The sequence below is a fragment of the Paraburkholderia aromaticivorans genome, from assembly GCF_012689525.1.
Taxonomy (GTDB): domain Bacteria; phylum Pseudomonadota; class Gammaproteobacteria; order Burkholderiales; family Burkholderiaceae; genus Paraburkholderia; species Paraburkholderia aromaticivorans_A.
On record NZ_CP051514.1, the window covers coordinates 2,247,787 to 2,273,444 of the forward strand.

Sequence of the window (25,658 nt, forward strand, 5' to 3'; positions counted from 1 at the left end):
TAACTTTCTGTCTTGTTTTGCCTGACAGGAAGCGATGCCGAAAGAACTGATAGACGACGAATTGTGGTCACTCATCGAACCGCTGCTGCCTGCGCGAGCACCGCGCAATCGCCAATATGCCGGTCGAAAACCGACACCGGACCGAGCCGTTCTAACCGGCATCGTATTCGTGTTGCGCTCGGGCATTGCGTGGAACCTGCTACCGCAAGAGATGGGATGCGGTTCGGGCACCGCCTGCTGGCGACGGCTCGTGGCATGGCAAGAAGCAGGAGTCTGGCAACGCATCCACGAAGCGTTGCTGGCCGAACTGCGTCGTCGTGGCGAAATCGACCTGTCACGAGTGCTTGTGGACAGCTCGTCGATTCGTGCGATGCTGGCGGGAAAAAAACCGGCCCGAATCCAACGGACCGGCGCAAGCTCGGCAGCAAACACCACCTCATCGTCGACGCGAAAGGCCTCCCGCTCGCGGTCATCCTGACCGGGGCGAACCGTCACGACGTCACCCAGCTTGATGCACTCGTCGATGCCATTCCACACATTCGCGGCAAGCGGGGACGTCCACTGCATAAACCGCAAATCGTTCAGGGCGACCGGGGCTACAGCTCGGAACCGCACCGGCAGCGTTTGAGAGAACGCGGCATCACGCCGGTACTCGCAAAGATTGGCTCGCCCCATGGCAGTGGCCTGGGTAAAACGCGTTGGCCAGTCGAGCGCTCGATTGCCTGGCTTCACTCGTTCCGACGCCTGAAGATTCGCTACGAACGCTATGCCCATGTCCATGAAGCCTTCCTGTCTCTGGCTTGTGCCTTGATTTGCTGGACGCGACTCAAGCCAATGTTTAACTAATTTCGCAACAGCTTCTTAGTCTAGTCCATTACAGCTTAGGCTTACCCATTGCGGAACTTGTGGCCAACGCCATCCTGCTGAGTTGCCCGTGATCGTTGCCAACATTAGTCACCTCGTGCTCAACGATCAAATGATGTTTCGCGTCAACGGCTGCCTGGACGTTGTAGCGAACCGTGCCTGTACCCTTACCATTGCTGGTCATCGAACGCGAGTCCGGGTCCGTCAGCGACAGTTGCGTGTCAGTCTGCTGCTTCAGTTGTTCCTTGACCTCGTGAAGCTCTCGCATCTGCTGCCGCAATCTCGCGATCTTCTCTTTCAGACGTGTGGTCTTTGCTTCAAGTCCAGGAGTATGCGTTCGGTCGGCGGTCTCTATCGCATCAAGGTAGCGCTGGATGCTTTCCTCGATCTGCTGGCGACGTCCCTCGATCTTGCCAGCCGTGAAGTTTCCGTCCCGGCTGTTCACTGCCTTGAATTTGCTTCCATCGATCGCCACTAGTGCTTGCGAGAACAGCTTGAGTTCGCGGCAGATCTCCACGAAGCGTCTGCACACGTTGCGGATGGCCGGACCGTTGTCGCGACGGAAGTCGGCAATTGTTTTAAAGTCTGGCGCCAGGCGGCCAGTCAACCACATCAACTCCACGTTGCGCTGACATTCGTGTTCAAGGCGTCGGCTGGACTGGATCCGGTTGAGATACCCGTAGATATAGATCTTGAGCATCACGCCGGGATGGTATGAGGGGCGGCCTGTGATCGCTGGCGTGACGCCTTTGAAACCGAGAGCCGGAAGGTCCAATTCGTCGACGAAGGCATCCACCACTCTGACCGTGTTGTCCTGTCCAATGTAGTCGTCAACGCATTCTGGAAGCAGCGCAACCTGCTTACGGTCATCACCCTCAACAAATCGCTTCATGAGTCACCTGGCCTGAACGCGTTGATTCAGTTTAGGCGATCAATGCGTTTCCACACAGCCTCGGCCATGGAGCGACGTTCATCGAGACCGTCACATGGACATTCGTGCGACTGCTCGCTTTCTGTGCGGCCGTTTCGATCACAACGACGCGTGTCGCGTCAATGAACCTGGCTTCTAAAGAGCCACTCGCTCGGGCGGCGCCACCACCGACACGCTCCGAGCGCCGCACCGCAACGCGTGGTTCATAGATGTTTGAGCACACTGCTCGCCAGCGTGCGCAGCTCGTCGAACTGCGTAACGAGTTCGAGGCACAGAATAAAGGCCAGCAACGCTGAAGGCCCCGGGCAGCGCTCGATCCATCGCAGCGCCGGAGTCGCGTAGCGGACGCGGATCGCATCTCGCGTCATGACATAGGTAATTCCGATTCGATTTTACTCCTGCACTCTTAGCGCGACACAACCCACTCGGCTCCCCTTGGGAGCCTCCCCAACTTTTGCATGCTCTCGTCTACGTCTGTACGCCGACCATCGCACGATGTCGCCGTTGGTTGATTAATGGACGCTAAATGCAAGTGCGGGGAAGATCAGTATGGTCGTGTACCCGGAAGGAAAACTATAATGCGAGAGTTCGATTCAGGAACTATTCAAACACTACGACCTGTCGAACCGCTTTTCCTTCGTGGAGCAGATCGAAGCCGTGATTGATCTCATCTAGCGCCAGACGGCCGGTAAGTAGCTTGTTGACCGGCAGCCTGCCCTGCATGTAAAGATCGATGTAATGGGGAATGTCGCGAGCCGGCACGCACGTGCCAATATAGCTGCCTTTCAGTGTGCGCTCTTCAGCGACCAGACTCACTGCCGGCAGTGGCCATAGCGCAGTAGACGGCGGCAGACCCGCGGTGACGGTCATCCCACCGCGACGGGTGATGCGATAGGCGAGGTCCAGCGCGCGAATGGCGCCTGCGAATTCGAAGGCAAACTCGACCCCACCTGAGCTCAATGCGCGGATCTGCTCGACGGCGTCATCGCGACCCGCGTTGACCGTGTGAGTGGCGCCCAAGGCGCGCGCCTGCTCCAGTTTCGCATCGGACAGGTCGACCGCGATGATCTGGCGAGCGCCAGCCGCTTGCGCGCCAATAAGGGCTGCCAGCCCCACTCCCCCCAGGCCAACCACGGCAACAGAAGAGCCAACTCGGACTTGCGCCGTATTCACCACCGCGCCGACGCCTGTGAGCACGGCACATCCGAATAGCGCGGCTTCGTCGAGCGGCACACTGGCATCGATCCTGACGACCGAGCGCCGCGATACGGTCGCGTATTCGGCAAACACCGAACATCCAAGGTGGTGGTTCAATGTCTCGCCATCACGCGTAAGTCGACGCCCGCCGGAGAGCAGGGTGCCGGCCCCGTTCGCCGCCGCGCCCGGCTCGCACAAGGCAGGCCGGCCTTCGGCGCATGGCGCGCAATGGCCGCAACTCGGCACGAACACCACCACCACATGATCGCCAATCCGTAGATCGGTAACGCCTGTCCCTAGCTCCGCCACGACGCCAGCGGCCTCGTGTCCGAGCGCCATCGGCATGGGGCGCGGCCGATCGCCGTTGATCACGGACAGGTCGGAGTGACACAACCCCGCAGCGGCGATTTTGATAAGCACTTCATCAGGCCCTGGCGGCGCAAGGTTAACCTCGTCGATACGTAACGGACGGGAAACGGCATACGGATACGCTGCGCCCATTGCTTCCAGAACTGCTGCCTTGATCTTCATTGCCCGACCTCCATGACCCGATTGCCCAGTTCCTCGACAAAAACGCGGACGTTTTCCGAGTAGTCAACCGGGACGATGACCAGTTGTACCCCGCCTTCGCCGAATGCGCTCTCCAATGCCGGAGCCAAAGCCTCCGCCGTCTCAATGCGCCTGCCCTTTGCGCCGTACGCATCCGCATATTTGACGAAATCAGGGTTACCGAACGTCAGTCCCCAGTCAGCGAAGTTATCGACGGCCTGCTTCCAGCGAATCATTCCGTAGGCATCGTCCTGAATGATCAGCACGACGAGATTGAGCTTCAGTCTCACCGCCGTCTCGAGTTCCTGCGAGTTCATCATGAAGCCGCCGTCGCCGCAAACGGCCATGACACGACGGTCCGGATAAAGAATCGCGGCCATCATCGCCGATGGCAAGCCCGCTCCCATGGTTGCCAGCGCATTGTCGAGCAAGAGCGTATTCGCGCTACGGGTTCTGTAGCATCGCGCGAACCAGAGCTTGTACATGCCATTGTCGAGCGCAACGATGCCGTCGGCTGGCATGATCTTCCTCACGTCGTGGACGATGCGTTGCGGAGTCAATGGAAAGCGCGATTCCTCCGCCCGTCCCAGCGTGCGTCTCAGGATATCTTCGCGCAGCGGCGCCAACGCCGCCGCGTGCGGCAGTTTTCCCTCCAGCAGATCAGCCAGACGGCCAAGACTCAAACCGAGGTCTCCGACCACCTCCGCGTGCGGGAAGAACACCTGTTCGACATTGGCCGGCGTATATCCGACGTGAATAACCATCGGGCCACCGGGGCCCATGATGAACGGCGGCTTCTCTACCGTGTCGTGGCCGATGGCGAGGATCAGATCGGCGCGATCGATCGCCTCGTGCAGGTAATCGCGTTCGCTCAGCGCCGCCGTTCCCATCCAGAGTTCAGCCGCTTCTTCGCGACCGATTGCGGACACGGTCCCCTTACCCATTTGCGTGTTGAAGTACGGCATGCCCGTGCGCCGGATGAAGTCGGTCAACTGCCCGGCAAGACGGGGCCGGTTGCTGGCCGCGCCGAACATGACCAGCGGACGCCTGGCGCACTTCAGCAAGGCCGCAGCCTGCTCGATTGCTGCCTGCCCGGCGACGGGCTGGTCGACCGCATGCAATGGAATCAACGGGATGTCGCCACCTACCTCCGAGCCGGCCACGTCTTCCGGCAACTCGAGATGCACCGGACCAGGCCGCTCTTCCGCAGCCACCCGGAATGCCTCGCGCACCATGGTCGGAATGCTGGCGCCATTGACAATCTGCCGGGACGCCTTGGTGAGCGGTTTCATCGTCGCCACGATGTCGACAATCTGAAAGCGAGCCTGACGCGCTGTCATGATGGCCTTCTGACCGGTGATCAGTATCACCGGCATCGCACCCAGATGAGCGTAAGCCGCGCCTGTCACGAGATTCAACGCGCCAGGGCCGAGCGTCGCCATACAAACGCCAGGCTTTCCGGTCAGGCGCCCATGAGTGGCCGCCATGAACGCCGCCGATTGTTCATGGCGAGTCACGATGAGTTCGATACCCGAGCGCCGCAACGAATCCAGGACATCGAGGTTTTCCTCGCCCGGCACGGCGAAGATGCGTTCGACACCTTCATTCTCCAGGGCCTTGACGAACAGGTCGGATGCTTTCACAAATAGACTCCTTGTTTCTTCAATATGCGGCCAGGCGCTTCAGAACGGCTGGTGGCGACGGCGTGGGAACTGGAGCACGCCGTCGCCACCAGCTTCGTGTTGCTCCGTCGCAAACGCCATGGCGTCGGCATGCGTTTCACAGACATGGGATGCAGAATTCGCGTCGCAGAAAGCCGCGCGCAGCTTTGCGCGCATGAACGCGCAGCTAGTGAAGCGGCTCACCGACTGGTAGTACTGCGATTGCAGCCGCGCTGCCATTTCAAAGTACTGATCGGCTACTGCGTGGTCCAGTCTGAATCCGTCATAGTTGACGATTAGCGCGACTTTCTGCCCGATGGGTTTGCAGAATGCCTCGAACACGCGGCGCACGCTTTCAATGTCGCTACCGGAGCGAACCGCCATCCCTTCGAAATTTGCAAACAGGGTGTTTTGCTCTGCTTCGTAGCTGAGTCTCTGAGCGAATTGCGAATCAAGCAACACGGTTGCCAGATTCATCAGTTGCGGCAGGAAGATTCGTGAATTCATGGGTCGTGGACTTAGCACAATCGGGGCGAAGTCCATGTGCGGAAGAATGTCCCGATCAACGTCCATACCCGGTGCGACTTCCGTCAACTCGAGCCCTTCTGACGTTAGCCGGAACACACAACGTTCCGTCACATAGAGCACTGGCTGGCCGCGTTCGGCAGCGAGCTGTCCGTTGAATGTGATCTGCTCGACTGACTCGACAAGTTTCCTTTGTGAGCCTTCCGTGACGATACGAAGGCGCCCCGCCTCCACCACAACTTCAAGGCCACCCGCCGTGAAAGTTCCAGCAAATACCACCCGCGAAGCATTCTGACTGATATTGATGAAGCCGCCGGCACCAGCTAGTCGCGGACCAAAACGGCTTACGTTGACGTTTCCACTTCGGTCGATCTGCGCCATACCGAGGCACGCGAGGTCGAGGCCGCCGCCATCGTAGAAATCGAACTGCTGGTTCTGGTGAAGCAGCGCATCCATGTTCACGGCTGCGCCAAAGTCCAGGCCGCCCTGCGGCACGCCGCCGATGATCCCAGGCTCGGCTGTCAAGGTCAGATGGCTCAGCAGACGCTCCTCCGCGGCGACCGCGCCAACGACCTCAGGAACGCCGATACCCAGGTTGATCACGCCATCAAGCGGAAGTTCGAACGCGCAACGACGCGCCATTATTTTCCGCTCGTCGAGTAGTGGGCATTCGTTTGCTCCGGTCGGAATCCTGATCTCGCTGGAAAACGCCGGGTTGTAGGCCGTCCCGTAAGTCTGCGGCTGCGCATCGGGCGTTGCGACTACAACACGGTCGACGAAGATGCCCGGAACCACGACGGCGCGCGGGTCGAGTGTTCCGCTCGCCACTATCCTCTCGACCTGCGCGATCACAAAACCGTTTGAATTGTGAACTGCCATCGCTACCGCCTGCGCGTCGAGTACCAGCGCCTCACGTTCCATCGTGATATTGCCTTCCGGATCGGCCGTTGTGCCACGAATCAACGCGACGTTGAGCGGGAAAACCTTGTATAAAAGCCAGGTCTTGCCGTCGAGATCGATAGTGCTAACCAGATCCTCGGTTGTCCTCGCGTTAATCTTCCCGCCCGCCTGACGCGGATCGACGAAGGTGCCCAATCCCACTTGAGTAAGCGTGCCTGCCCTGTGGGCCGCAATGTCACGATACAGATGCGACATCGTTCCAAGCGGCAGGTTGTAGGCTTCGATCAGATTGTCGGTCGCCATTCGAGCGAGTTTTGGCACTAACGACCAATGCCCGCCAATGGCGCGTTTGACCAACCCATGTAGCGCGACACGATTGAGTCCGCGGTCCTTGCCATCGCCCGGCGCGGCTGCGAACACCAGCGTCAGATCGCGTGGGAAGCCGGATGCCGTGAACCGTCGGGCCAAAGCCGTGATTAACTCGTCCGGCGTACCAATGCCGACAAAACCCGAACAGCAGACCGCGTCGCCATCGCGGATCAATCCGATGGCGTCGTCAGCGGTGACAATCTTGTCTTGCATATTGCTCGCCTGAAAGATGTGAGTTCGCGGCGCGCGTGGCCCTGGCCTCACTAAGGAAACGGACGCACAGTCCGTTCCTGCGACGCTTGCGACATCGATGCCCATCATCCTGCGCGTCCGGATAGTCGACGGTCCTTCAACTCCACATGCACCAGGAACGGCAAATGACTCTTCGCGAGCGGATGAAAGCGGCAAAGGTCTGCCGCCAGCCTTGGCCAGCCACGTGGCGCGCAATACTCGAACGTGCGCAGCACTGCGATATCCGACGACCAGCCATGCATAAGCGTCTCTATCTCATCGCCGTTGATGCCCCATGGCATCGGCGGCAAACGGTAACGCGGCGTTGTCATGACACCCCAGTGGGTGAGCCCGGAAAACCAGCGCGGAATCGCGTCAAATGCAATCTCGGCGCCCGGAAAGCGCTCGGCGATCCGGATAAACAGGCGTCTCACCGCATCTGGCTGGAGATACATGAACAGCCCCTGCGCAACGACAAAAACATCCGCGCTGGCTTTGATCCCATTTGCCCAGTCTGGCTCGAAAACACTCGAAGCGATGCAGCGAAAGCGCCTCGAAGATGGCAGGAATCGCTCGCGTAATTCAATCGCCGGCGGCAAGTCGACCGTGAGCCAGGTCATGTGGCCGTTGTCTACACGATGAGCCTGTGTTTCGAGCCCTTCACCGAGCGATATGACCAGTCCTTTCGGATGCCGGTCGAGCCAGTCTTTCAGGATCCGATCGATTTCCGCGGCCCGCGCAGAGAAGGAACCAACGGGATGGCCGAAGTGGCCCGCGAAATCGTAGTCAATGGCGTCGCAGATGCGCACGCTGTCCGGATCGACAAGAATGGCGTCGGCGCGACGCGATTCGCAGGCCCGGTCGTAGAGCGTCCACAGCATCGTTTCCGATACACCCTCCAGTCTCGAGGGGATCCGGGCTATTTCTCGATTGCTTCGTTTGCGCGACGCAGGGCGAGCTCGCGCGCGCGGCCGCTCTATGGCGGCGGTCATCCCGCGCCCAGGCGTCTTGCATTCGCGGTGGCACGACCATGAATCGGTGCGAGCATTTTCCGGACCAGAGAGGTCATTGAACTTGCCAGGTACAAGGGGTTCGAGGGAGTCTGAATGACGGCCGTCAAAAAGCCTGGCTGATGTTCATGCCCTTGCGTGACGGGGCGTCCTGAGGCGAATCCGGTAGGCGCCATTGACATGGCACAGATCAGATTGCAGGTATCGCTAGTGAACTCGACGGCTAGCTTGATAACCCCGGAGTTCATCGCCTCTATCGATTCCGATGCGGCCTCACGTTTCTCGGTACCCATGATGCTGAACTCAGCCCGGTCACGCGGACTGGGCACTGGACCCGCCAATGCCATGCGCAGAGTGCGCAGGCGCACCACTTGCGTCGTTGCATTGAGCAGTTCACAAACCTCGGCAAAGAGACGGAACCAGTTGCAGGAGACGTCGAAGACGGGTCCATGGCGTGACGAACCAGGTGTTATGTTTTCCATATGAAGATCCATTTGATATGGATGCCTAAAAATATTGAATTTTTGCACAGGCGAGAAAATTGCCAGCACAGCGTTTTGTTTATTAAAAGCGGCAAAAGTCCACGCGACCGTCCCGGTCTCGAGGCCCACAGTCCAGCGCGGCAATGTCGGAGATATGAAGGGACTCAACGCTCAAGAGCACGCCGACGAAGGGTTCGCGTTGCTCCAGAAGTCCAACGATGACCCCAGCATAAGCGGATAAATGGTGCACTGCAACACTTCTTTCAGCACCGGCTAGTAAGCAGCTTTGTGTGACGGATCAGGTATAGGTGTTGCTCCGACCTCGGGCCAGTGCCCCATCATCGGTAATTGCGTCCGAACTCATCGAATTGAGCCTGCCTTTGTCGATTGAACCGGACGTTGTCAAAACCAGGTTTCTGAGGACATAGCCCTGTGCGGAAAAAAGTAATTCACTCGCGACGGTAGCCTCAACCTCAATCAGATCTACTCATTTACCCCCGGCGATGCGACGTCCGCACCTAATTGGGACCGCTGCTGCTAATCCGTGGCGCCGACCTCGACACAACTGAAGAAAACGAAACTCAATCCTCGCCTCCGGCATTCGGAAATTGGCAGTCCGACAGCGCTGCTGGGTGCCGAGCCTTTGCAGGGCGTTGTCACGTTGATTAGAGGGTCAAGTAAGAGCGCGTGTTGAAGAATGCAAAATCGCTTTACCGCGCTAAGGCAGCAGCCAAGCGGTTTTTAAAGCGCATGCATGCCTTTTGCGCTCGATCGAGCACCGCGCAAGATCGTGACCGACCAGCTGCGCGGCTATCCAGCGGCGAAAGCCGAGACTCAACGTGACAGCTCCCTCTCAATGCATGCGCCCGCGTGGCACTCGCTCAGCGAAAAATGCTGTTGATTCGGGTGCGGTCACAATTTCCCTGCGGGCAGCATACGTGGGCAGACTTGGCCTAACCGGCTCTGACGTGGCACGCTCCTTTTCCGCTGGCTGAGCGCCAATCAACGCTCTCATTGTCGTCACGAAACTCTGAACATTCACCAGCATCACAGTAGCGAAGAAATCGCCACTTTCTGCAGCGATCTCTTCGATGTGCCGGCAATAAGTGAATGTTTTTATCAGCGTGGCGTGCAGCTGGTTCGACTGGAGGGCAATCGCTTCACGAACGGACTGCGCATAAAGCGACGCCTCAGCAGAAAATCTTTGTTCGTGCGGCGAGGTCCTAACGGTAAGTGAATTCAAACTTGCCACTTTCTCAAGCTCAGCAGCGGCACCGAGCATCCAGTCGTAGACTTTCAGCGTTCCGGCGCTGCCGGGGCGGAGCGGACGATATTTCAGAGTAGTTGCATTCATGGAACGCTCCTGGAAGGAGAAAGCAGACGCCCGCCCGCGTGAAGATACCATCGGCCCGCCGCTGGCTGGAAGTAGAACAAATCGGAGCGCGCGGCTTATCGCGTGAAGTCGCCTTGCCGGCGCTCTCCAAAGCAGTTGACGCAACGGGCGTTCCCGATGCGCCATCGATATCGCGTGAATGCAAATGCCGACCACCGGAAAGGCATCGGCCATCGCGTTTCGTGCCAATCGGGGCTCTGTGAGGCGCTTCTTACGCTGGTCCGAATGGGCGGGTGAGAGGCGGCAAAAGCCGGCTATTGTTCGGCTCAGTCGTCCTGACGGCGTGGAGTGACCGCTCCGAAAGGTAATCGACGCACGCTCACTTGGGGCCACGATCCGCGTTGGGTCGGCGAAAGGCGTTCGTCCTATTGAAGGCCATATCTGCGTCTCCTGTCGCAGCGTGGCAAACGCGCCCAAAGGCCGCGCCTGTTCAGCGGTTTCAGTAATCGCGAGCATACGTCGAGCGGGGTTTTTTACGGCCCAGCCGGAAACGCGTGAGTCACGGCCAGATATATCCATGCGTTGCCCTTTTTGAATCGATGAACTGTATCGGAGGTCATCATGAACTGCGGATACCGTGGGTGGATCATTGACGCGGCCCCGAATTTTTCTTTTGGGAAATTCTTTGCGCATGCGCGGCTTGTACGCGCTAGCGACGCTGACATGGATAGTGAAATGTACATTGAGCGTAATCTTTCCTGGTTCGATACGGAGGAAGAGGCCATCGAGGTCTCCCAACAATGGGCATTTGCATGGATTTGCAATCGGGAGAGCACGTTGGACGGGAGCCAGGCCGAGACACATACGATCCGTAACGACATTTCGTCTCAAATCCCGGCCAGATAAAATGCGCGGCAAGCCATATCATGGGGTTAATCGCATAGCCAACTCTCGGTTCCCGGGGCTGTGTGGACAGTGTTTGCCTGGCTAGGCGACGTTGACCGGTTTTCCCTTAGCCTCCTTGAGGGATTGTTGTTGCGCCAAACGGAATGACCGCTGCTTTACTCCTTACGCCCCCGTCGGCGGTGGCTCAAAGGCGGGGCGTTAGCTTGATCAGGCGACGACTCTCAGCAATTCCGTGGCTGTTTGCGCATGCGGCAGCTATCGTCGCACCAAGGCATCCGTATGGGCCCCAGGAGATTCAGTCCTGTCGCCTTGTAACCATGTCGGCCACGCCGGCATGGATGGCAATCTCGCGGATATATCCTCGAGAAAATTCGACCCCCAGACGCTGTTGAACGACTGCGCGTAAGCGCGCGTTATTCCAATGGTCACCCTCGATCCCGTGCTCTCTGGGTGACTGCTTCACGGTCATGGCTACCCACCCAAGCACCTCGTCGTTGATCGTGACACGCTTTTTCTCGGTGCGCCGTTTCGGCGGGTGCATGCGATCGGCGAGTCCCAACTTCGTGACCAGTTGACGAACGTAGCCGTTGGAATGGTAAATGCCGAATCTGTGCTGGATTAGCGCCTGCACATCGCGATTGCGCCACAAGTCAGATTCAAAACCGTGAACGCGTGGCCCTTTTTCCAGTGCGACCTTCAGCCTTTCAAGCGCCTTCGAATCGAGAGTCGAACGATGGTCGCGGGTTGCCAGCTGATCCAGCGCAACAAGCCCCTCGCGTCCCACCATCGATTCATATGTCTTGACGGTTCGCAAGCCGATGTTCAGTGCTTCCGAAACCTGCTCCGCGCTCTGGCCTGCCACAAGCATTTCCGCGGCAGCTTTTCTTCGGACTGCATCTCTGTCGCTAACAGGCCTTTGTCGTCGCTGGGCATGCGCGTCGGCCGCCGTAAAAGTGAGACGATAGGCCAGGCCGTGTTCCCGAATGATATGCGCGACGTGTGAAGCCGAGTAGTCGACTCCGAAGCGTTGAAGAATAAGATTGCGTACCTGCTCTACAGTCCAGCAGGTCGCTGCAATACCATGGAGATTCGGTGAATGTTTAATAGCGCTGACAAGCCAGCTCAAAGCCTCCTCGTCCAGCCGTGATCTCGATCCACGCTTGCTTAACCGGGCAAGCGAAGCCGGGCCGCCGCTGTCCAGCAGTGCCTTGTATTTGCGTAAGGTAGGGAAGCTCAAGCCAGTCTTACGGGAGATGTCCGTGGGACGCTCTCCTTTCAAAAGCAGTTCTGCGGCAAGCGCTTTGCGGCGCGCAAGCGGTATCCGTTCCATACAGTCAGAGTTTTTGTGCGGCACAGAAAAAGTCAGCTTGGCGATTTCAGCGAGCTGCTGAATCGACCGGCTGAATCCGCAGTTGAACAGGGACGTTCCAAGATCGGGGCTCTCCGGATCTGCTGCGTTTCGCTAGGCGTATGCGCCCTTCGTGGCAGTGAGTTCGAGAAAATTCTCATGGATCCACGCGACCGCCCATTTGTTCGAGAACGCGATGGCTTCAGCTTCAGTGGCGAAATCTGGAAGGTTGATCGCCGCGTAGATCTCGATCTGTTCATGGGTGGCGGGGTGGCTCTGAGAAATCCGCGCTTGCGCAAAGAAGCGGCCGACGGAGAACGTGGGAACGCTATCGACGCAGAAGCTACTGTTGGGAAGTCGCATCGTTGATCTCCAATGGATACGTGGCCGCAGCTCCGTTTCTCTCCCACCAGCAATATTTCGGAGTGCTATACCCGGGTCAACCGCAGCAGTCATAGAGGCCTGTCGGAGGCACGCCGGCCACGCTCACGAACTGACGAATCTGAAGGCAAGCACTGCTGTGGCTGCATCCCCTTTGCCTCGCCGGTGCAGATCGTCTGCAAGCAGTTTCTGAAAGAGTGTTTCTTCCCGTTTGCCGTACAGTTCGCGAAATTCGCCGAGAGCTTCCTCGATAGCCCTGTTCCGAGTGGCCGGACTCAACGTGCTGCTGACGTGTGAACGACCGCGTGCCAGTTCAAGCATGTAGAGTGCGCGAGCATTTGCCATGGCGGCGCCGACTGTTTGTCCCCGTGGCATCAGATCTCTCAATTTTTTATGTACGCGCACATCTACTGCCAAGCCTACAGCTGGCCCAAGTTGCAATCAGCCGCGCCTGACAGTGTGGACCTAATTTACTGCAGGATACTGAAGGAAAGCTTAAGAAGGATTACCTCGTGACGTGAGACACGTAGTCAATGCGTGTTCCCTGTTGGAAAAGCCGGCACGAAGCCGGCTTGAAAAGGTTTAGGTTCCGAGAGACAGCCAGGACCTGAGATAGGGTGCAGCTTAGGCTACACCGGCGATCCGTAGAGTCAAGATCGGTCAGTTGAGATCAGTCGGATCGCCGTCATCGTTCAACGATGAACGCCCGAGGCGTGGAGGGAGTTCTGGAATCACTCGACATCCGGGTGCCGCTGCACACATACATCGCCTCCGCGTAGCCATTCCGTCAGAATGTCTTTCACCTGTTCTCGGGGATGCCAGGAAACCGATCAGATTGCGTGTGCCGCGCGAAGAAGCTTGTGACTTTACCGACGACCTGACTGCATGGGCAAGCGACGTCGGCGTCGACCCGAACCTTACAGTTGCCGGCGAGACGGGGGTGCCCACAACCATAAGGTCGGCGGTCTATCAAGATTACGGGAGCAACAGCCTATTCGAACAGTCGCTGGAGTGGCGGGCAGTAATTCCGGGTGTCGAGCCTTTACTTTACTCTTACCTATAGCTCATCCAAGGGATCGGGATCGCCCAGCGCATCGTCTATAGCGCGTTTCACCCGTTGCATTGCTTCCCCGGCTGCCGCGGGACCGGTAAGCAACAAATGGTAGTGTTCCGGTTCGGGAATCGGCGCGCCACCGCGGACGTCATCCCCGTTCGCACATATCTGTTCGATGAGCAACGTGACATGCGAGCCGCCCGCCGCGTCATTGCGCGTGCTGACGGTGATCGAGAAGCCCCGATGCGCCTGTCTGTCGTACATTTCGCCTCCCAGGAATGCCGAAATTTGGGGCGTTCAGTGTACTCGAATTGGGTATCGCGCATCCGCGAGGCTGCCGGGTCTGCGTGGCTAGCGATGACGCATCCGTAATGCCCGTCGCGCAAGTATCTCGATCTGCTGACGGACCAGGTCACCTGCCTCGATCAACTCGGCGACTTCGCTAACGCCACCGCAGGCATGCACGCGTCGATTGCGGTCGCTGGTCACTTGGGGCCATGAGCGTGGACGCCGCGAATCTGGAAAGTGCCCCCTTCCCGAGAAGCGCGACACGCTTGTCGTGGCACCGCTCAGCCGGATGCGGCCGCGCTCTTGCCAACATATCGCGGACATGCTCGTGCGCCGCATGGCGCGATTCGCAAGCGGGCACGCGAAGAACTGAAAGGTAGCCCAGCGTCGGTGGCGCAGGCAGGCGGAAGACGTTGCTTTGCTCCTTGACGGCGTGGTCGATATTTTCGTCGATCGGTCCCACGAGACGATCATCGCGAAATCGATCCGTAGAATACTTTCGCTGAATGGCGACCTATAGCCGTTGCCCGGTATCCGTGCGGCAGGGCGTAGTCAGGAGTGGCAATCGTGGGCGGGCCGGCCGCCGGCGAGCGGGTTCGGCGGGCACGGGATCAGGGAGGATGGGCGGTGGCGCAGAGGGTCGAGCAGCAGATAGGCGCGCTCACGCACGCGGTAGGACGAACCTTCGGTCTGCACGATGCGCATGCCATCCAGACGGGCCCCCGTGCAGACCGAGCGGTGAGACCCGACCGTCCGTCGACGAGCACCACGTGGAGGCTTCCCGCCGTGGCGGCCGGTTGTCGCCTCACAACCCGGCTATGGGCCACCTGACGGCAGCTTATACATCCGATGAGCGTCCTTCGACATGTCACACCCTGAGAAGCTTGATGATGAGGCACGCGCTGAGCTCCTCTGCTACCTGGTGATAGGGGAATTTGTCGCAATGGCGCGAACCGACAGCTGGGTACGCACAGATCACCTGGTCGAGTTTTCGCGTATCTGGCTGAAAGGGAACGGCACGACATGTCATTGGCAGGATCGGATTGCGCTGGCGGGCGCTGCCGCCGAACTGGCGCCGGTCCTCCTTCGAACTTTCCCGCTAACTACGGAACGATCGCTGGCACCGCTTTTCGCAGACGGATGGAGGCTCGACTACCTGTCGCCGATCGTTTGCGACATCCACCGGATCTGCGTCAGCTTCGTTGCACAAAAATAGCGCACTGCGTCGAGCGAGTTGCGGTTTTACCCTGCAAGATGCGTTGCCCTGCGCCAGTCAACTCAGCGTCGGCAGCGGAAAGCCATTGCCGACCCGCCCGTGTGAGTCGAAAGTTTGCTCTCCAATTTCCGGGTGTGGCCACAACCTGCCGTTCGGTGAGCAGAGAGGCCTGTCGTTGCAACGCCTGCAGCCCTCGGAACCCGACGGACGAACTACGCGCACAATTCGGCCTTAGCCGACATTCGTGCGCCGGCGCTGAAAAGACCGCTCACTGCTAGGAAGCAGTCGTTCGCAAAGGCCATCGACGAACGACTGTTGCTGAGTTTAACGAAGGAGATTTCCGCTGTACGGCCGCGATGCTGACCCACAGACTCGCTGCCTTCCCACTCCCAAGCTGCGCTTTCACCAACAGCGCGCCGCAACGTCGCCGGCAGCGACGTTGCGGCAGCGCGACGAGTCGGCTCGGCGCGTGCCGATCGTCACCACCAGATTTGCCTGCGAGCTGAGCCCCGCCGAATCGACCGCCGTCAGCGTCAGCGTGTAGGTTCCGGCGACCGGGTGCCGCCATTTGGCAACGAAGCCCGGCCCGCTCTCGACGAACACCATGCCAGACGGCGCGCCCTTGATGTCGACCTTCACGTTGTCCGCGCCAGGGTCCTCGATACCGATCACGCCGCTGACCGCGCGGCCCTCAACACCGCTGATCGGCGCAGCCGCGATCGCGGGGCCCGTTGCCGCGGACGAGATCCGCACGCTCATCGTCGCCGAACCGGACTGGCCGTTGCTGGTGTCGGTCGCCTTGACGCTGACGCTATACGTGCCCTTCGTAGGCGTTCTCAAGCTGATCACGCCGGCGCTGCTTATCGACATGCCCGAAGGCGCGCGGCTGAGCGAGAACCTGAGCGGATCGGCCGCACTGACGTCGACCTGATAGCTGAGCGGCTGTTTCGCCTGGCCCACGATCGTCGCTGCCTGCACGACCGGCTTCGATGCCGCGACGATGGTCACGTTCGCACTCGCGCTGCTCGTCGAGCCGGTGACCGTATCCTTCGCGGTCACGGTCACCTTGTAAGTGCCGGCGACCGGCTGCGCCCATGTCACCTGACCGGAGCTATCTATACTCATGCCCTGCGGTGCATTCGCGAGCGACCAGCTGAGCGGGTCCGACGAGCTGGCCGCCACCGTGAACGACAGTGCGTTGCCCGCCGTGCCCTTGACCGTCGCGGCCGACACGACCGGCGGCGGCGCCTTGGACACGCCGAGCGTCGACAGCAGGCTGCCGACCGCCGGTGTGCCGAGACCCGACGGCTGATCGTAGCCGGTATGGGCCGAGCAGCTCGAGCAGTAACCGTCGTTGCCCGAAGTGACGTCGTAGAACGCAGTCGCGTACAGACCCGCGTCGGTCGAGACGGTACCGTACAACTGCGTCTGCATGAGGCCGAGTGCGCCGAGACTGTCGCGCGCGCGCTGCGCATTGGCAATGGCGACGATGCCGGCCCATTGCGGGGTCGACAGACTGGTGCCGCCGACGCTGTACCAGCTCGGCGCGGCCGCGTCGGGCGTGATGACCGCGACATACTGACCGCTGAACGGATCCGCGTTGAACGACACGTCGGCAACCGAGCGCGTCGTCAGCGTGCCGAGGCTAGGCACCGACGTGTTCTGATACGCCGGTGCCGAGGTGTACTGACTAATTCCGCCGCCGGTACCTGACCACACCGTTTCGTTCCTGGTGGTGCCGTCGTAACTCAGATGGGTGCCGCCGACGGCCAGCACGTTCGGCGACACGGACGGCCATTCGACGCCGGTGCCGTTATCGCCGGTAGCGGCCACGTAGGTCATGTTCGCCTGCTTGAACGCCGAATCGACGGAGCCGGTCCACGAGCCTTCGGGGGCGCCGAAGCTCATCGACACGACGCCAGGCCCCATCGCGTTTGCGAGGTTGACCGCCGCGATCAGGCTGCTGGTCGACGCATCCGGCGCCTGGATCAGCACGATGCGCGCGAGCGGCGCGGTAGCGTGGACCCACTGCACGTCGAGCGCGATTTCGGTGGCCCAGCCCGAGTCGTACGACGGCGCGTTCGACGTCATCGCGCCGCTGGTCGTCGAGTGCACGACCGAGAACTGGCACGCGTTGCTGCTAGGGGCCGCGAGCGGCAGCGACGCGTTCGGCGCGATGGTGGTCGTCGTGCAGCCCGGCAAGCCGAATTTCTGGTTGAACGCCGCGAGTTCCTTGACGATGTTCGGATCACTCATTGCGTCGATCACGTAAATCGTCTGGCCGGCGCCCATTCGCGTGGACTCGCTCGTGCTCAGATTGCTCCACGACGACGGCAGCGGCGGTAGCTGATAGGCCGCGCGAATCTGCGCCGGCGTATACGTCGTCACCTGCGTTGAATTCGACGCCGCCCGCGCAGTCCTCGTGGCGTACCGTGCAATCGTTTGCGGCGTCAACTGCGCAAGCGACACGGGCGCCATTGTCGACGTCCACGCTTGTGTGGCAGGAGGCCGATTGGCCGACGCGAAAGGCGCCGCGCTGTCGATGTCAGAAGGCGCGTTCAACACCACCGGGGCCGTGTAGAACGCCGGCCTCACCAGCGTGCTCGCCACCGTGCTCGACAGCGGCGACAACGACACCGAACTCGTGCCTGACGAGGTGTCGGCGAGCTTCGCGGAGCTCGTGCCGCTCGACGCCGTCGAGTCGTCACTGCTGCCGCCGCATCCCGCCAGCAGTAGCGGCGCGAGCGCTGCGGTCACAAAGGTGGCACGCGCGAGCGTGCAACGAACCGGTCGGATAGTTTTCATTGGGATCGTCCTTCTGCCGGAGGCTGGACCGGAATTACCAGCACGGGTGGAGAAACCGCGGAGGCGGGCAGATCGGGCGCGCGTCGCTGCCAGCCGCTCGCACAGGTCTGTACGGACGGGTAATAGCCGGGCGGTTCGGCGCACCAGAGTTTGACGCTTGCAGGTGGCTGGGCAGACGGTGGAACGGGCGATGTCTGCACTTGCGAGCTGCATGCGCCTAATCCGGACACCAGCGCGCAAGCGGCCCAGATTGCCGTGACGATGCCACGTGAGCGATTCAAGCCTGCCCACGCGTTACGTTTACCTAATGAAATGGAACGGGCTGCCGGCCTCGCGAAATAATCAGAGAATTGGGCGTGCTCGTCGGTTTCGACAAGGCCGATAGCAATCCGATTGAGCTGGATCATCGTTGTTCGCGTCACATTGGATACGGGGTTGGGGCGCACAAAGCGATGATTGGCCTGTCGGCACCGCGCGAGCAAGCTCGATGGCCATTCGCGGGTTAGTTGCCGGACAGACGGTGAGAGGACATTACCATTTTTTATCCGACGGGAACATCGCATGCAGCGCGCGGAAACGGGGCCACATTTTCAGCCTCTACGGCGCGCCGCTTCCACGTCTGGATAGTAGGGATTGTCCTTAAAAAGAAGGGCCGCGTGGCGCATCGCTAAACACAATCGTTCGATCCGGCTTTGTCGCGGTAAGGATCAAGGGGCAAATGAAATCGATATGCGGAGCACTACTTATATTGCGAGATCATAGAATTGATCAGCGGCCGACGGATGGGTTCCGCGAGCACACTTTCTCTGTCCTTTCTCGATCATGTGCATAACCTCAATGCCGGCCAAAGGATCCTGGCACAGCGAAAAGTCTTGAACCCCAGCATGGGCCGCGTGCGTCGCTTGATCGCCCGATGGTCCTGCTCGACCAGATTATTGAGATATTTGGACTGGCGGATCTTGATGGGCGCATCACAACTGGCATTGATTGCTTCGAGCGCGGCGAGATTGGCGCCGCTTTTGTCCATGGTCACGCTCTCAGGCGCGCCGTTTCGATCGATGGCCTTCTCGAAGTAGCGGCGCGCGGCAGCCTTGTCGCGATGCGCACACAACAGGAAATCGACCGTATTACCGGCCTTGTCCACTGCGCGATACAAATACTTCCACTGGCAGCGCACCTTAACGTAGGTTTCATCCATCCTCTAGCTCTTGCCGACCGGACGTTTGTGCCGGCGAAAAGCTTTCTCGAACAGAGGTACGAGCTTGATGACCCAGCGATGCACGCTCGAGTGGTCAACCTCAATGCCGCGGTCGGCCATCATCTGCTCGAGGTGGCGCAGACTCAGCGGATACGCAACATACCAGCGCACGCAGAGAAGGATTAAGAGGGTAGCCACATTCCCTCTCGGAAACGCGGCCCCCGAAGAACGCAGCATGCGACTTTCACCGCACTGCGCTCGAGCACAGCATTAAACGTCGCACTGACGCCGGTCTCGCCAACTGCACGAGCCCTTCGCAAGCATCACATTGTTGATTCGCCTCATCGCTGAGACGAAGGGCGCTGAACCGTAACGATACCGGCCTCTCACAAGCTTCCCTTCAGTGAATCTCTAATGCGGACCTGCGACAACTGCACCACGCGGAAGTCTGCACCCTTTCGGGTCGGGGCAAATCCTGAACCCCTATGCGAGCTATTACCACCCGCCATTCGCTTTTTCCGCGTTCTCATCCCCACTTGTCCAACAGCTTCCCTCGCGGGTCACCTGCCATGGCCAAAGGTCTGGCATTGGCGGACAATTGGGCTTACCACGTTCCCGTCCCCGCCGACCCGACTGTTCAGACGGGCCTGTCCGTTTAGCGCCTGTCTTTCCCCCGGTAGCACTTGTGACGACGTGCTCCGTTAGATGATCGAAGCAACCGGCTACACACCTTTTTGGTTTGGGCCTGACAGCCGCTTTGGCCCAGCTATCCTCACGAGGTTTATCAACAGTTCACCTATGTTGCGCATGCGGAACTTGCCTTGCACCTCACACCGCACGGCGGCTGGCAGTGTCGATTCCTTCCCCGTCGCCGGGGTGAACCGTCAGTCAAGAGGTACGTTGTCTCCAGAGCTTCACACCCAACCGTTACCGGCTGCGCATGTCTGGATAGGCAACTGCTGGTCGTACAGCAGGTCGCAGCACTGCAATCGTTTCCGATCGCCGCGTACGACAAGACCAGGACGAGCTTTACCGTCAACTACCTGCCGCTTGACGCGCGGCTGACGGCGACACGTGTCGCACCATCAAGCGGATAGTGCAGACGCTTGAGCACCTTCGCCACAGCTGGATTCAGGTTCTGCTTCATCGATCCGATCGTTCGTTCTCGGGACTTCAGCATAGCAGGTCCCTTATTGCGCCAAACGGCTTTTCGGAATGGTGACCCTTGTGCTGCTACGACGACGGGTCTGTCTCATGTTTCCTTCCGTTAGACACGACGGGATCGTGTCACTCCTGAGTCGCGGTATAGCAACTCGGTGCCGTTTTTGCAGGTGGGGTGCCTTGCCAACAACGCTTCATTTCGCCCGTGTTTGTATCTAATCTCCACGCGTTGCCGCCGCCATCCACAGCCAGTTGGTAGTGGCCTGATGCCATGGGAGAAGCATCATGCGATGCCTGGCCGCAGCCAGTGAGGATCAGGAATAGCGCAATAGGGATGAGTTTCATATGGCTTTTTCCTCGGTATCTCAGGCCACAGCGGATTATTCTGCGCCTGGCGCTTCCTTGTCCAGTTCGTTGTAGTCCTCGACGGGGTCATCGCCGACCACATCCTCAAATTCGAGCGACTCGGGGAAGACGTCGAGCGCTGCCTCAGTTAGCGCCTCGGCCAACGCGTTGATCGAATCGATCCATTCCTTCGTCGCGATTCCCTTGTCTCCGTTCTGCCAGTTCGCCGACCTATCATCGAATTCGTCTTCAAAGGCGCGATGCACGTCATCGAGCATGCCCCGCGCCGCGTCGACCTTTTCGTTATATGTGTCCACGTCTGGTTGCAGCTTCGCACGTGCCGCTGCAACCGCCTCATTGAACGCACGCACAGACTCTTCCAACGTGCTCCGCTGTGCCGTCAGTTGTCCGAACGCTGCATCGATGCGCTTCTGATCGGCGGCCTTGATCTTGAATGTCATGCTTGTCCTCTTTCGCGATACCCACGTCCTGCTACTGGGCGGCGAAACTTAACCAATGATCGCCAATGGCTTTGCCTAGGCAATGAGTACTTCAGCTGGAATCTTCAACTCGCGATTCAGACGGCGAATCATGGCAAGGCTTAGCCCGCGCTTCCGGTTGAGCACTTCGTAGACTCTGTTCAGGTTGCCAAGATACGGCTGCATGTCGCTGGCAGACAGCCCGGCCTGCTCCATGCGGAACTTGATAGCCTCAATGGGATCGGGAAGATCGAGCGGAAAGTGCTCAGCTTCATAGCGCTCCACCAGGGTGGCCAACACCTCCAAACGGTCTCCTTCCGGAGTGCCGGGAGCCGGATCGGCGTCGACCAGGCCAGATACTGTCTGCAAGGCTTCTTTGTAATCGTGTTCGTTGTGAATTGGACGGATTTCCATCTTGGTCACTCCAGTTCAACGGTTTCAGCATCAATCCTGTCGTATTCACCATGCGTTCCGACAAACTTGATGTAGACGACCCCGATGCGATATGCGACCGCAACAATCAGCCGGTAGTCGTTTCCCTTGATGTTAAATACCACACGGTTTCGGCCAACAAAGCTCGCGGTCGCATATCTGGCCTTTATGTCCTGCGGCGTCATCCAGACGGCCTTTACCGCTTCCTCATGCCATGCTAGCAGCGACTGCCGCGCGATCGGGTGCTTGTCGCAGAATGTCAGAAGGACTCTTTTCGCAATGATTCGCATCAATGCATCTTAGTCCCATTTTGGGACTAAAGCAAGTGTCAAGCCTCGGTCACAGTCCTTGAACTCGGACACCCGTCGTTTCGCCCCTATTCCGAGAAGGTTTGCGAACATATGGCCGAAAATCGCTTCGCGCGCCATAGGAAGTCCGAGGAAAAATGCTTCTTTCGGAGGTGTGTGAAAGGGCGGGGCTCTTTCCTGACGGATTCGCCCGATGACGGTCACGTGTGAAGTGGGCTCACAAAATCGTAAACCGTTAGACCCCGGCGAACTCAAGCTGCTATTCGACGCTCATATTGTGCAGCAAGGTTACCGCTCTCGTGGCAGAGCCAGGCGCCGATATTCTCCGGCTTGATTGGGATGATGCAGCGATCATGACCGCAGCGGCGATCTCCGGTGGCGGCTCATCGGTAATGGCCGCGAACGACAGAAGGTCCCGGCTCACCAGGGGGCTGCCAGTGTGACCAGAGGTAGGCGACGAGCATGTCCTGAGCGGGCTGCGGCCTGAACTCCAGGACCACGTTTTCCTTCTGTTCGCCTTCGACGAGCACGCGCCCTTCAAGGCGACGTCGTTTCACGTTTTCATAGAGGGTGCGTTCCGCGCCGGGAAGTCGCGCGCGCTATTTGAACAATTCCTGTTCCGGCCTGGTTGCCTGCTCGCCGTTGAACGGGTCGATCGCTTCCTTGATCCGCCGTTCCTCACCGGTCTGGGGAGCAGAGAGCGCCGCGTCCATCGCTTTCGGAATTTTCACGTTGCTGCCCTCGGCGCGCTCCCAGTACAGCTGCGCGAACTCCCGGATGCTCATGTACGCGCCAAACATCCTGACTTACTTTCGGTAGTCCGCCTGGATCTGAGCTGAATAGCACCTGATGTCGCAACCCCGTCTGCGATCAGCGCCTTGTCGTTGCCCAGGACCACACAGCCGTGCGCGGGGTCAGGCATCGTTGATGAACTGCAGGATGTGGCGTGTAAGGCACAGGTTATCGAGCTCCCAGAGTGCCTTTTTCGCCTGGTTCTGGCGCTTGTAGCTCGAGAGCTTGCGCACGATGGCGGCCTGCGAGACCTGCTTCTGCCCGAGCGAGGCCATGATCCGCTGGACGGCGGGCCATTCACGGATGACCAGCTCGTCATTGGATTTGCGCGAGGGTTTGACGAGCCACTTACCGTAGTGCCCCGCTGCATGACGGCCAACGAGGCCGGCAAGTTTGCTGTGGAAGAAGTGGCGATCGCGCGGCGCGAACTGCAGTCGCCTGGCGCAGCGGTGTACGCTACCTATATGAACATCTTTGAACCCGCGACCTGGAACATGACACGTACTGCCTCCCACAAGTGGGTCTTCGTTGCGCGCTTTCGCCGTGGCGCCTTTGGCTGGAAGTCCGCGTTGCCGATCCAGCGTCTGAAGGAAGCCCTGACGGAAATCCGGCAGATCGCCCGCGCCGATCCCGCGCTCGCAGCAGAGGGCGCGGTCGTGCTGCTCGAAAGGCTTTCGCCTGCGCTCGAACACGTCGACAGCTCGTCCGGCGCAATCGGCACTGCGGTCAATCGTGCAATCGACTGTGGATCGAGCAGGGCGGTCACCGGCTCGGGAATGTCCGTGACTGAACGCGGAACGTCCAGCCAGGCGGTTGGCAGCCCAAGGCGTTCAGTGAAACGGTTGGTTTCAGCGTCATCCATGCGCTTCTGTCCATACAGACGATTGTCCAGGTTGGAGGCGCTGATACCCATCACCGCGCTGAGTCGCACTTTCGAGCCCTTGCGGGAGGTGAGTACGTGCAGGTTGGCGCGACGAATGCTCTGCAGAGCCGCCACGTCGTTCAGCGGCAGGGATTGCTGGGCGCCCGACTTCATGGATGCTTTGACTTTCGCTGATGCCGATTTCGACGAGGGAACCGTCGCAGTCTTTGCTGCAGCAGGTTTGCTCTGCGCGACAGCCTGTGGCGAGCCGCCGGCGGTTCTCTTTGACATTTCTGATTCCCTGGGCAATCGGTCAGTGGGAGTAGGGTGGTGATTCGCAGGTATTGCGGGAGCCGGTTCCAATCCCTGCCCATCCACCGGTTCCGGTTCGGCATTCGCGTGGATAAAGTCGAGCGGCGCCCTCAAACGACTGAGGGTCCCGGACGTGAGAGCGGGGTTGGGCTGATCGAAAAATCCGTCGGGCAGACCGAGCGTCGTTTCAATGTGGAAGGCCGTCTCGGGTGTGAATCTCTCGCCGTTGATCAACTCGTTCACGCGTGTTAGGTTCGAATCGAGTCCCAGTGCGATATTCTCTGCGCCCACGGCATCAACCAGCCACTTGAACGAACGCGTTTTGAAAATGGACGCCGTCTGGGCCGGGTCTCGCGCGGGCGGCGTTTTTACGTATGGCTTGTTCTGTCGGTGGGATGTCGTTTTCGAAGGTTGGCGCGATTGGCGCGGACCCTTGTCTCGAGGTCCCGAATATCGCCCATGTGGCTGACTCATATAGTGGGGCTCTCCGCCGGTGAAATCACTGTCCAATCGATAATTATAAGGGAGGAGATGCTGGCCTTGGACTTGTCAACCGCTGCTGCCCCGGATGCTGGCTGCTTTGTTGCCGGCGGCCTCTATGGCGAGACGGGGGCGGCATGCGGTACGGACCCAACTAAAACGAGCTTGTGGATGCGCACGTCGCCGAGGAGACCGGAGTGCAGCGGTCACCGCGCACCGTCGATCAAAGGCAAGTCATCGGCCTTAGTCAACATTGGGGCCAGCCGAGTTCTACGTCAGGACTGCGGTTGATCACTGACGGTGGCGGCATCGATTGGCCGGACGGCAGCTTTTTTAGCGTTAGAGTGGCCGCCTTTCTGCGTCGATTGTATTTCTGGATCCCGGGTACTGGAACCGTTCTTTGTAAAACTGGGCGCGGCAGTCAGCGTGGCGTCGACTGCGGAGCCAGCCTATAGCATCAAGCCTTTCTCCGTCAGGATCTGGTTGGCCGGCGCGAGTATTTGCCCCGCCAGACCATGCGTTTCGAGCAGATGGCGAAACTGGAGAATCGTGCTAACAACCCGTCGAGCTGAAGCGGAACGGTCGGTATCGGGGCAGCGCAGATAAAGTCACCGGAAGCGAATGCAAAGAGGCCCCTCGTTGGAGGGGGCCTTGAGCTACGAAATCACCGTGTTTCGGTTAGTACGTCACAGAAGCCCCACTGCCACTAAAACTGTGCTGGGTAGGAGAGTCGTTTGCATAGTCGGAAACGGCCTGGATGATGTTCACGATCTGCTGCGGCAACCTGCCGCCGCTGACGGCGGTCATTGCAGTGCGATCCATCTCGACGGCTACGGGGAGGTCTTTGATTACCAGCGTGTTCATTTCGATTCTCCAAGGGAAATCAGTCAGTTAGGAATGTCGGGGCTTGTTTTGAGGGTGTCGCCACTCCTCGATGGGGATTAAGGCAAAGTGCGTGCCAAACGGGGGCACCGCGGTAAGCGAACGCACAACTAGTTGAAAATAGTGACCAGTGCGAATTCGTAGACAGACGCGCGCGCTGCGGCTGGTGGGTTGGATCCAACTCTTCGTCTGGCGCTGTGGGTTAGATCACGACACATGCGGTCCGCCTGCGTATCCCGTGTCCGTACGATGTCCTCGAGGCTTGGAATCCGATCGAAGCCTCCTGACGTCACGTTCGAGCACACGGCGTTGGTGGATCCGGTTTGGAGCGGCGACGACACCCCGCTGTCGCCGCGC

Annotated in this window: 17 protein-coding genes and 8 pseudogenes; 4 read left to right on the top strand and 21 right to left on the bottom strand. The window is 59.5% G+C overall.

Going from position 1 to position 25,658, the window contains the following annotated elements; all coding sequences use genetic code 11:
- Window positions 1–34 precede the first annotated feature (34 nt).
- Window positions 35–846, top strand: a protein-coding gene (locus HF916_RS10525; protein ID WP_168787739.1) for an IS5 family transposase whose coding sequence is annotated in 2 segments (ribosomal slippage) — window positions 35–374 and window positions 374–846 — 813 coding nt in all. Because the reading frame shifts where the segments join, the coding sequence is not laid out codon by codon here.
- Window positions 847–877: 31 nt separating this feature from the next.
- On the opposite strand, the pseudogene HF916_RS10530 reads toward HF916_RS10525, so the two are convergent.
- The 7 genes and pseudogenes from HF916_RS10530 to HF916_RS10560 form a co-directional block, all read right to left on the bottom strand.
- A pseudogene (locus tag HF916_RS10530) lies at window positions 878–1,756 on the bottom strand (transposase); the annotation flags it as partial.
- A gap of 242 nt (window positions 1,757–1,998) precedes the next feature.
- Window positions 1,999–2,181, bottom strand: a pseudogene (locus HF916_RS10535) (phosphatase PAP2 family protein); the annotation flags it as partial.
- Window positions 2,182–2,395: 214 nt separating this feature from the next.
- Window positions 2,396–3,523 (bottom strand): zinc-dependent alcohol dehydrogenase family protein, encoded by a 1,128-nt coding sequence (locus HF916_RS10540; RefSeq protein ID WP_168787982.1) that lies wholly within the window; start codon window positions 3,521–3,523, stop codon window positions 2,396–2,398.
- Window positions 3,520–5,184, bottom strand: a complete 1,665-nt coding sequence (locus HF916_RS10545; protein ID WP_168787981.1) for an acetolactate synthase large subunit — start codon at window positions 5,182–5,184, stop codon at window positions 3,520–3,522. The genes HF916_RS10540 and HF916_RS10545 overlap by 4 nt, the downstream gene beginning before the upstream one ends.
- Before the next feature lie 39 nt (window positions 5,185–5,223).
- Entirely contained in the window at window positions 5,224–7,209 is a 1,986-nt protein-coding gene (locus tag HF916_RS10550; protein WP_168787980.1) for an acyl CoA:acetate/3-ketoacid CoA transferase, read from the bottom strand.
- 104 nt (window positions 7,210–7,313) lie between these two features.
- Window positions 7,314–8,108 (bottom strand): class I SAM-dependent methyltransferase, encoded by a 795-nt coding sequence (locus HF916_RS10555; protein WP_240975230.1) that lies wholly within the window; start codon window positions 8,106–8,108, stop codon window positions 7,314–7,316.
- A gap of 107 nt (window positions 8,109–8,215) precedes the next feature.
- Window positions 8,216–8,848, bottom strand: a complete 633-nt coding sequence (locus HF916_RS10560) for a polyhydroxyalkanoate granule-associated phasin (protein WP_168788762.1) — start codon at window positions 8,846–8,848, stop codon at window positions 8,216–8,218.
- Between the two features lie 585 nt (window positions 8,849–9,433).
- On the opposite strand from HF916_RS10560, the pseudogene HF916_RS52015 reads away from it, so the two are divergent.
- A pseudogene (locus HF916_RS52015) lies at window positions 9,434–9,551 on the top strand (IS6 family transposase); the annotation flags it as partial.
- Between the two features lie 21 nt (window positions 9,552–9,572).
- Here HF916_RS52015 and HF916_RS10565 read toward each other — a convergent pair.
- From HF916_RS10565 to HF916_RS10580, 4 genes are all read right to left on the bottom strand, one after another.
- Window positions 9,573–10,073, bottom strand: a complete 501-nt coding sequence (locus tag HF916_RS10565; protein ID WP_168787978.1) for a phasin family protein — start codon at window positions 10,071–10,073, stop codon at window positions 9,573–9,575.
- A gap of 1,180 nt (window positions 10,074–11,253) precedes the next feature.
- Window positions 11,254–12,288, bottom strand: a complete 1,035-nt coding sequence (locus HF916_RS10570; protein ID WP_168788763.1) for a winged helix-turn-helix domain-containing protein — start codon at window positions 12,286–12,288, stop codon at window positions 11,254–11,256.
- A 132-nt stretch (window positions 12,289–12,420) separates the two neighbouring features.
- Entirely contained in the window at window positions 12,421–12,669 is a 249-nt protein-coding gene (locus HF916_RS10575; RefSeq protein WP_168788764.1) for a hypothetical protein, read from the bottom strand.
- Window positions 12,670–13,744: 1,075 nt separating this feature from the next.
- The gene (locus tag HF916_RS10580; protein WP_168788765.1) at window positions 13,745–14,005 is read right to left on the bottom strand and encodes a hypothetical protein; all 261 of its coding nucleotides are present in this window, start codon (window positions 14,003–14,005) and stop codon (window positions 13,745–13,747) included.
- A gap of 889 nt (window positions 14,006–14,894) precedes the next feature.
- Between HF916_RS10580 and HF916_RS10590 the strand changes: the two genes are divergently transcribed.
- Window positions 14,895–15,245 (top strand): hypothetical protein, encoded by a 351-nt coding sequence (locus HF916_RS10590; protein ID WP_168788766.1) that lies wholly within the window; start codon window positions 14,895–14,897, stop codon window positions 15,243–15,245.
- 402 nt (window positions 15,246–15,647) lie between these two features.
- Here HF916_RS10590 and HF916_RS10595 read toward each other — a convergent pair whose 3' ends face one another.
- The 8 genes and pseudogenes from HF916_RS10595 to HF916_RS10630 all read right to left on the bottom strand — a co-directional run.
- Entirely contained in the window at window positions 15,648–18,050 is a 2,403-nt protein-coding gene (locus HF916_RS10595) for a S53 family peptidase (protein ID WP_240975232.1), read from the bottom strand.
- A 743-nt stretch (window positions 18,051–18,793) separates the two neighbouring features.
- Window positions 18,794–19,485: pseudogene (locus HF916_RS10600) on the bottom strand (IS6 family transposase).
- A 1,050-nt stretch (window positions 19,486–20,535) separates the two neighbouring features.
- Complete coding sequence (locus tag HF916_RS10605; protein ID WP_168788767.1) at window positions 20,536–20,754, bottom strand: hypothetical protein; 219 nt, start codon at window positions 20,752–20,754, stop codon at window positions 20,536–20,538.
- Between the two features lie 35 nt (window positions 20,755–20,789).
- A complete protein-coding gene (locus HF916_RS10610; protein ID WP_168788768.1) occupies window positions 20,790–21,215 on the bottom strand; it encodes a hypothetical protein in 426 nt (141 codons plus the stop codon).
- Window positions 21,216–21,290: 75 nt separating this feature from the next.
- The gene (locus HF916_RS10615) at window positions 21,291–21,647 is read right to left on the bottom strand and encodes a helix-turn-helix domain-containing protein (protein WP_168788769.1); all 357 of its coding nucleotides are present in this window, start codon (window positions 21,645–21,647) and stop codon (window positions 21,291–21,293) included.
- Window positions 21,648–21,652: 5 nt separating this feature from the next.
- Complete coding sequence (locus HF916_RS10620; protein ID WP_168788770.1) at window positions 21,653–21,955, bottom strand: type II toxin-antitoxin system HigB family toxin; 303 nt, start codon at window positions 21,953–21,955, stop codon at window positions 21,653–21,655.
- A gap of 269 nt (window positions 21,956–22,224) precedes the next feature.
- A pseudogene (locus tag HF916_RS10625) lies at window positions 22,225–22,773 on the bottom strand (hypothetical protein).
- A 120-nt stretch (window positions 22,774–22,893) separates the two neighbouring features.
- A pseudogene (locus HF916_RS10630) lies at window positions 22,894–23,196 on the bottom strand (Tn3 family transposase); the annotation flags it as partial.
- Window positions 23,197–23,259: 63 nt separating this feature from the next.
- Between HF916_RS10630 and HF916_RS50815 the strand changes: the two are divergent.
- Window positions 23,260–23,508 (top strand): annotated as a pseudogene (locus HF916_RS50815) (hypothetical protein); the annotation flags it as partial.
- Window positions 23,509–24,763: 1,255 nt separating this feature from the next.
- Here the strand turns inward: HF916_RS50815 and HF916_RS49895 are convergent.
- A pseudogene (locus HF916_RS49895) lies at window positions 24,764–24,973 on the bottom strand (IS5/IS1182 family transposase); the annotation flags it as partial.
- 124 nt (window positions 24,974–25,097) lie between these two features.
- Window positions 25,098–25,283 carry a hypothetical protein gene (locus HF916_RS10640; RefSeq protein ID WP_168788772.1) on the bottom strand — a complete coding sequence of 62 codons (186 nt, stop codon included), beginning with the start codon at window positions 25,281–25,283 and terminating at the stop codon, window positions 25,098–25,100.
- Window positions 25,284–25,658 lie beyond the last annotated feature (375 nt).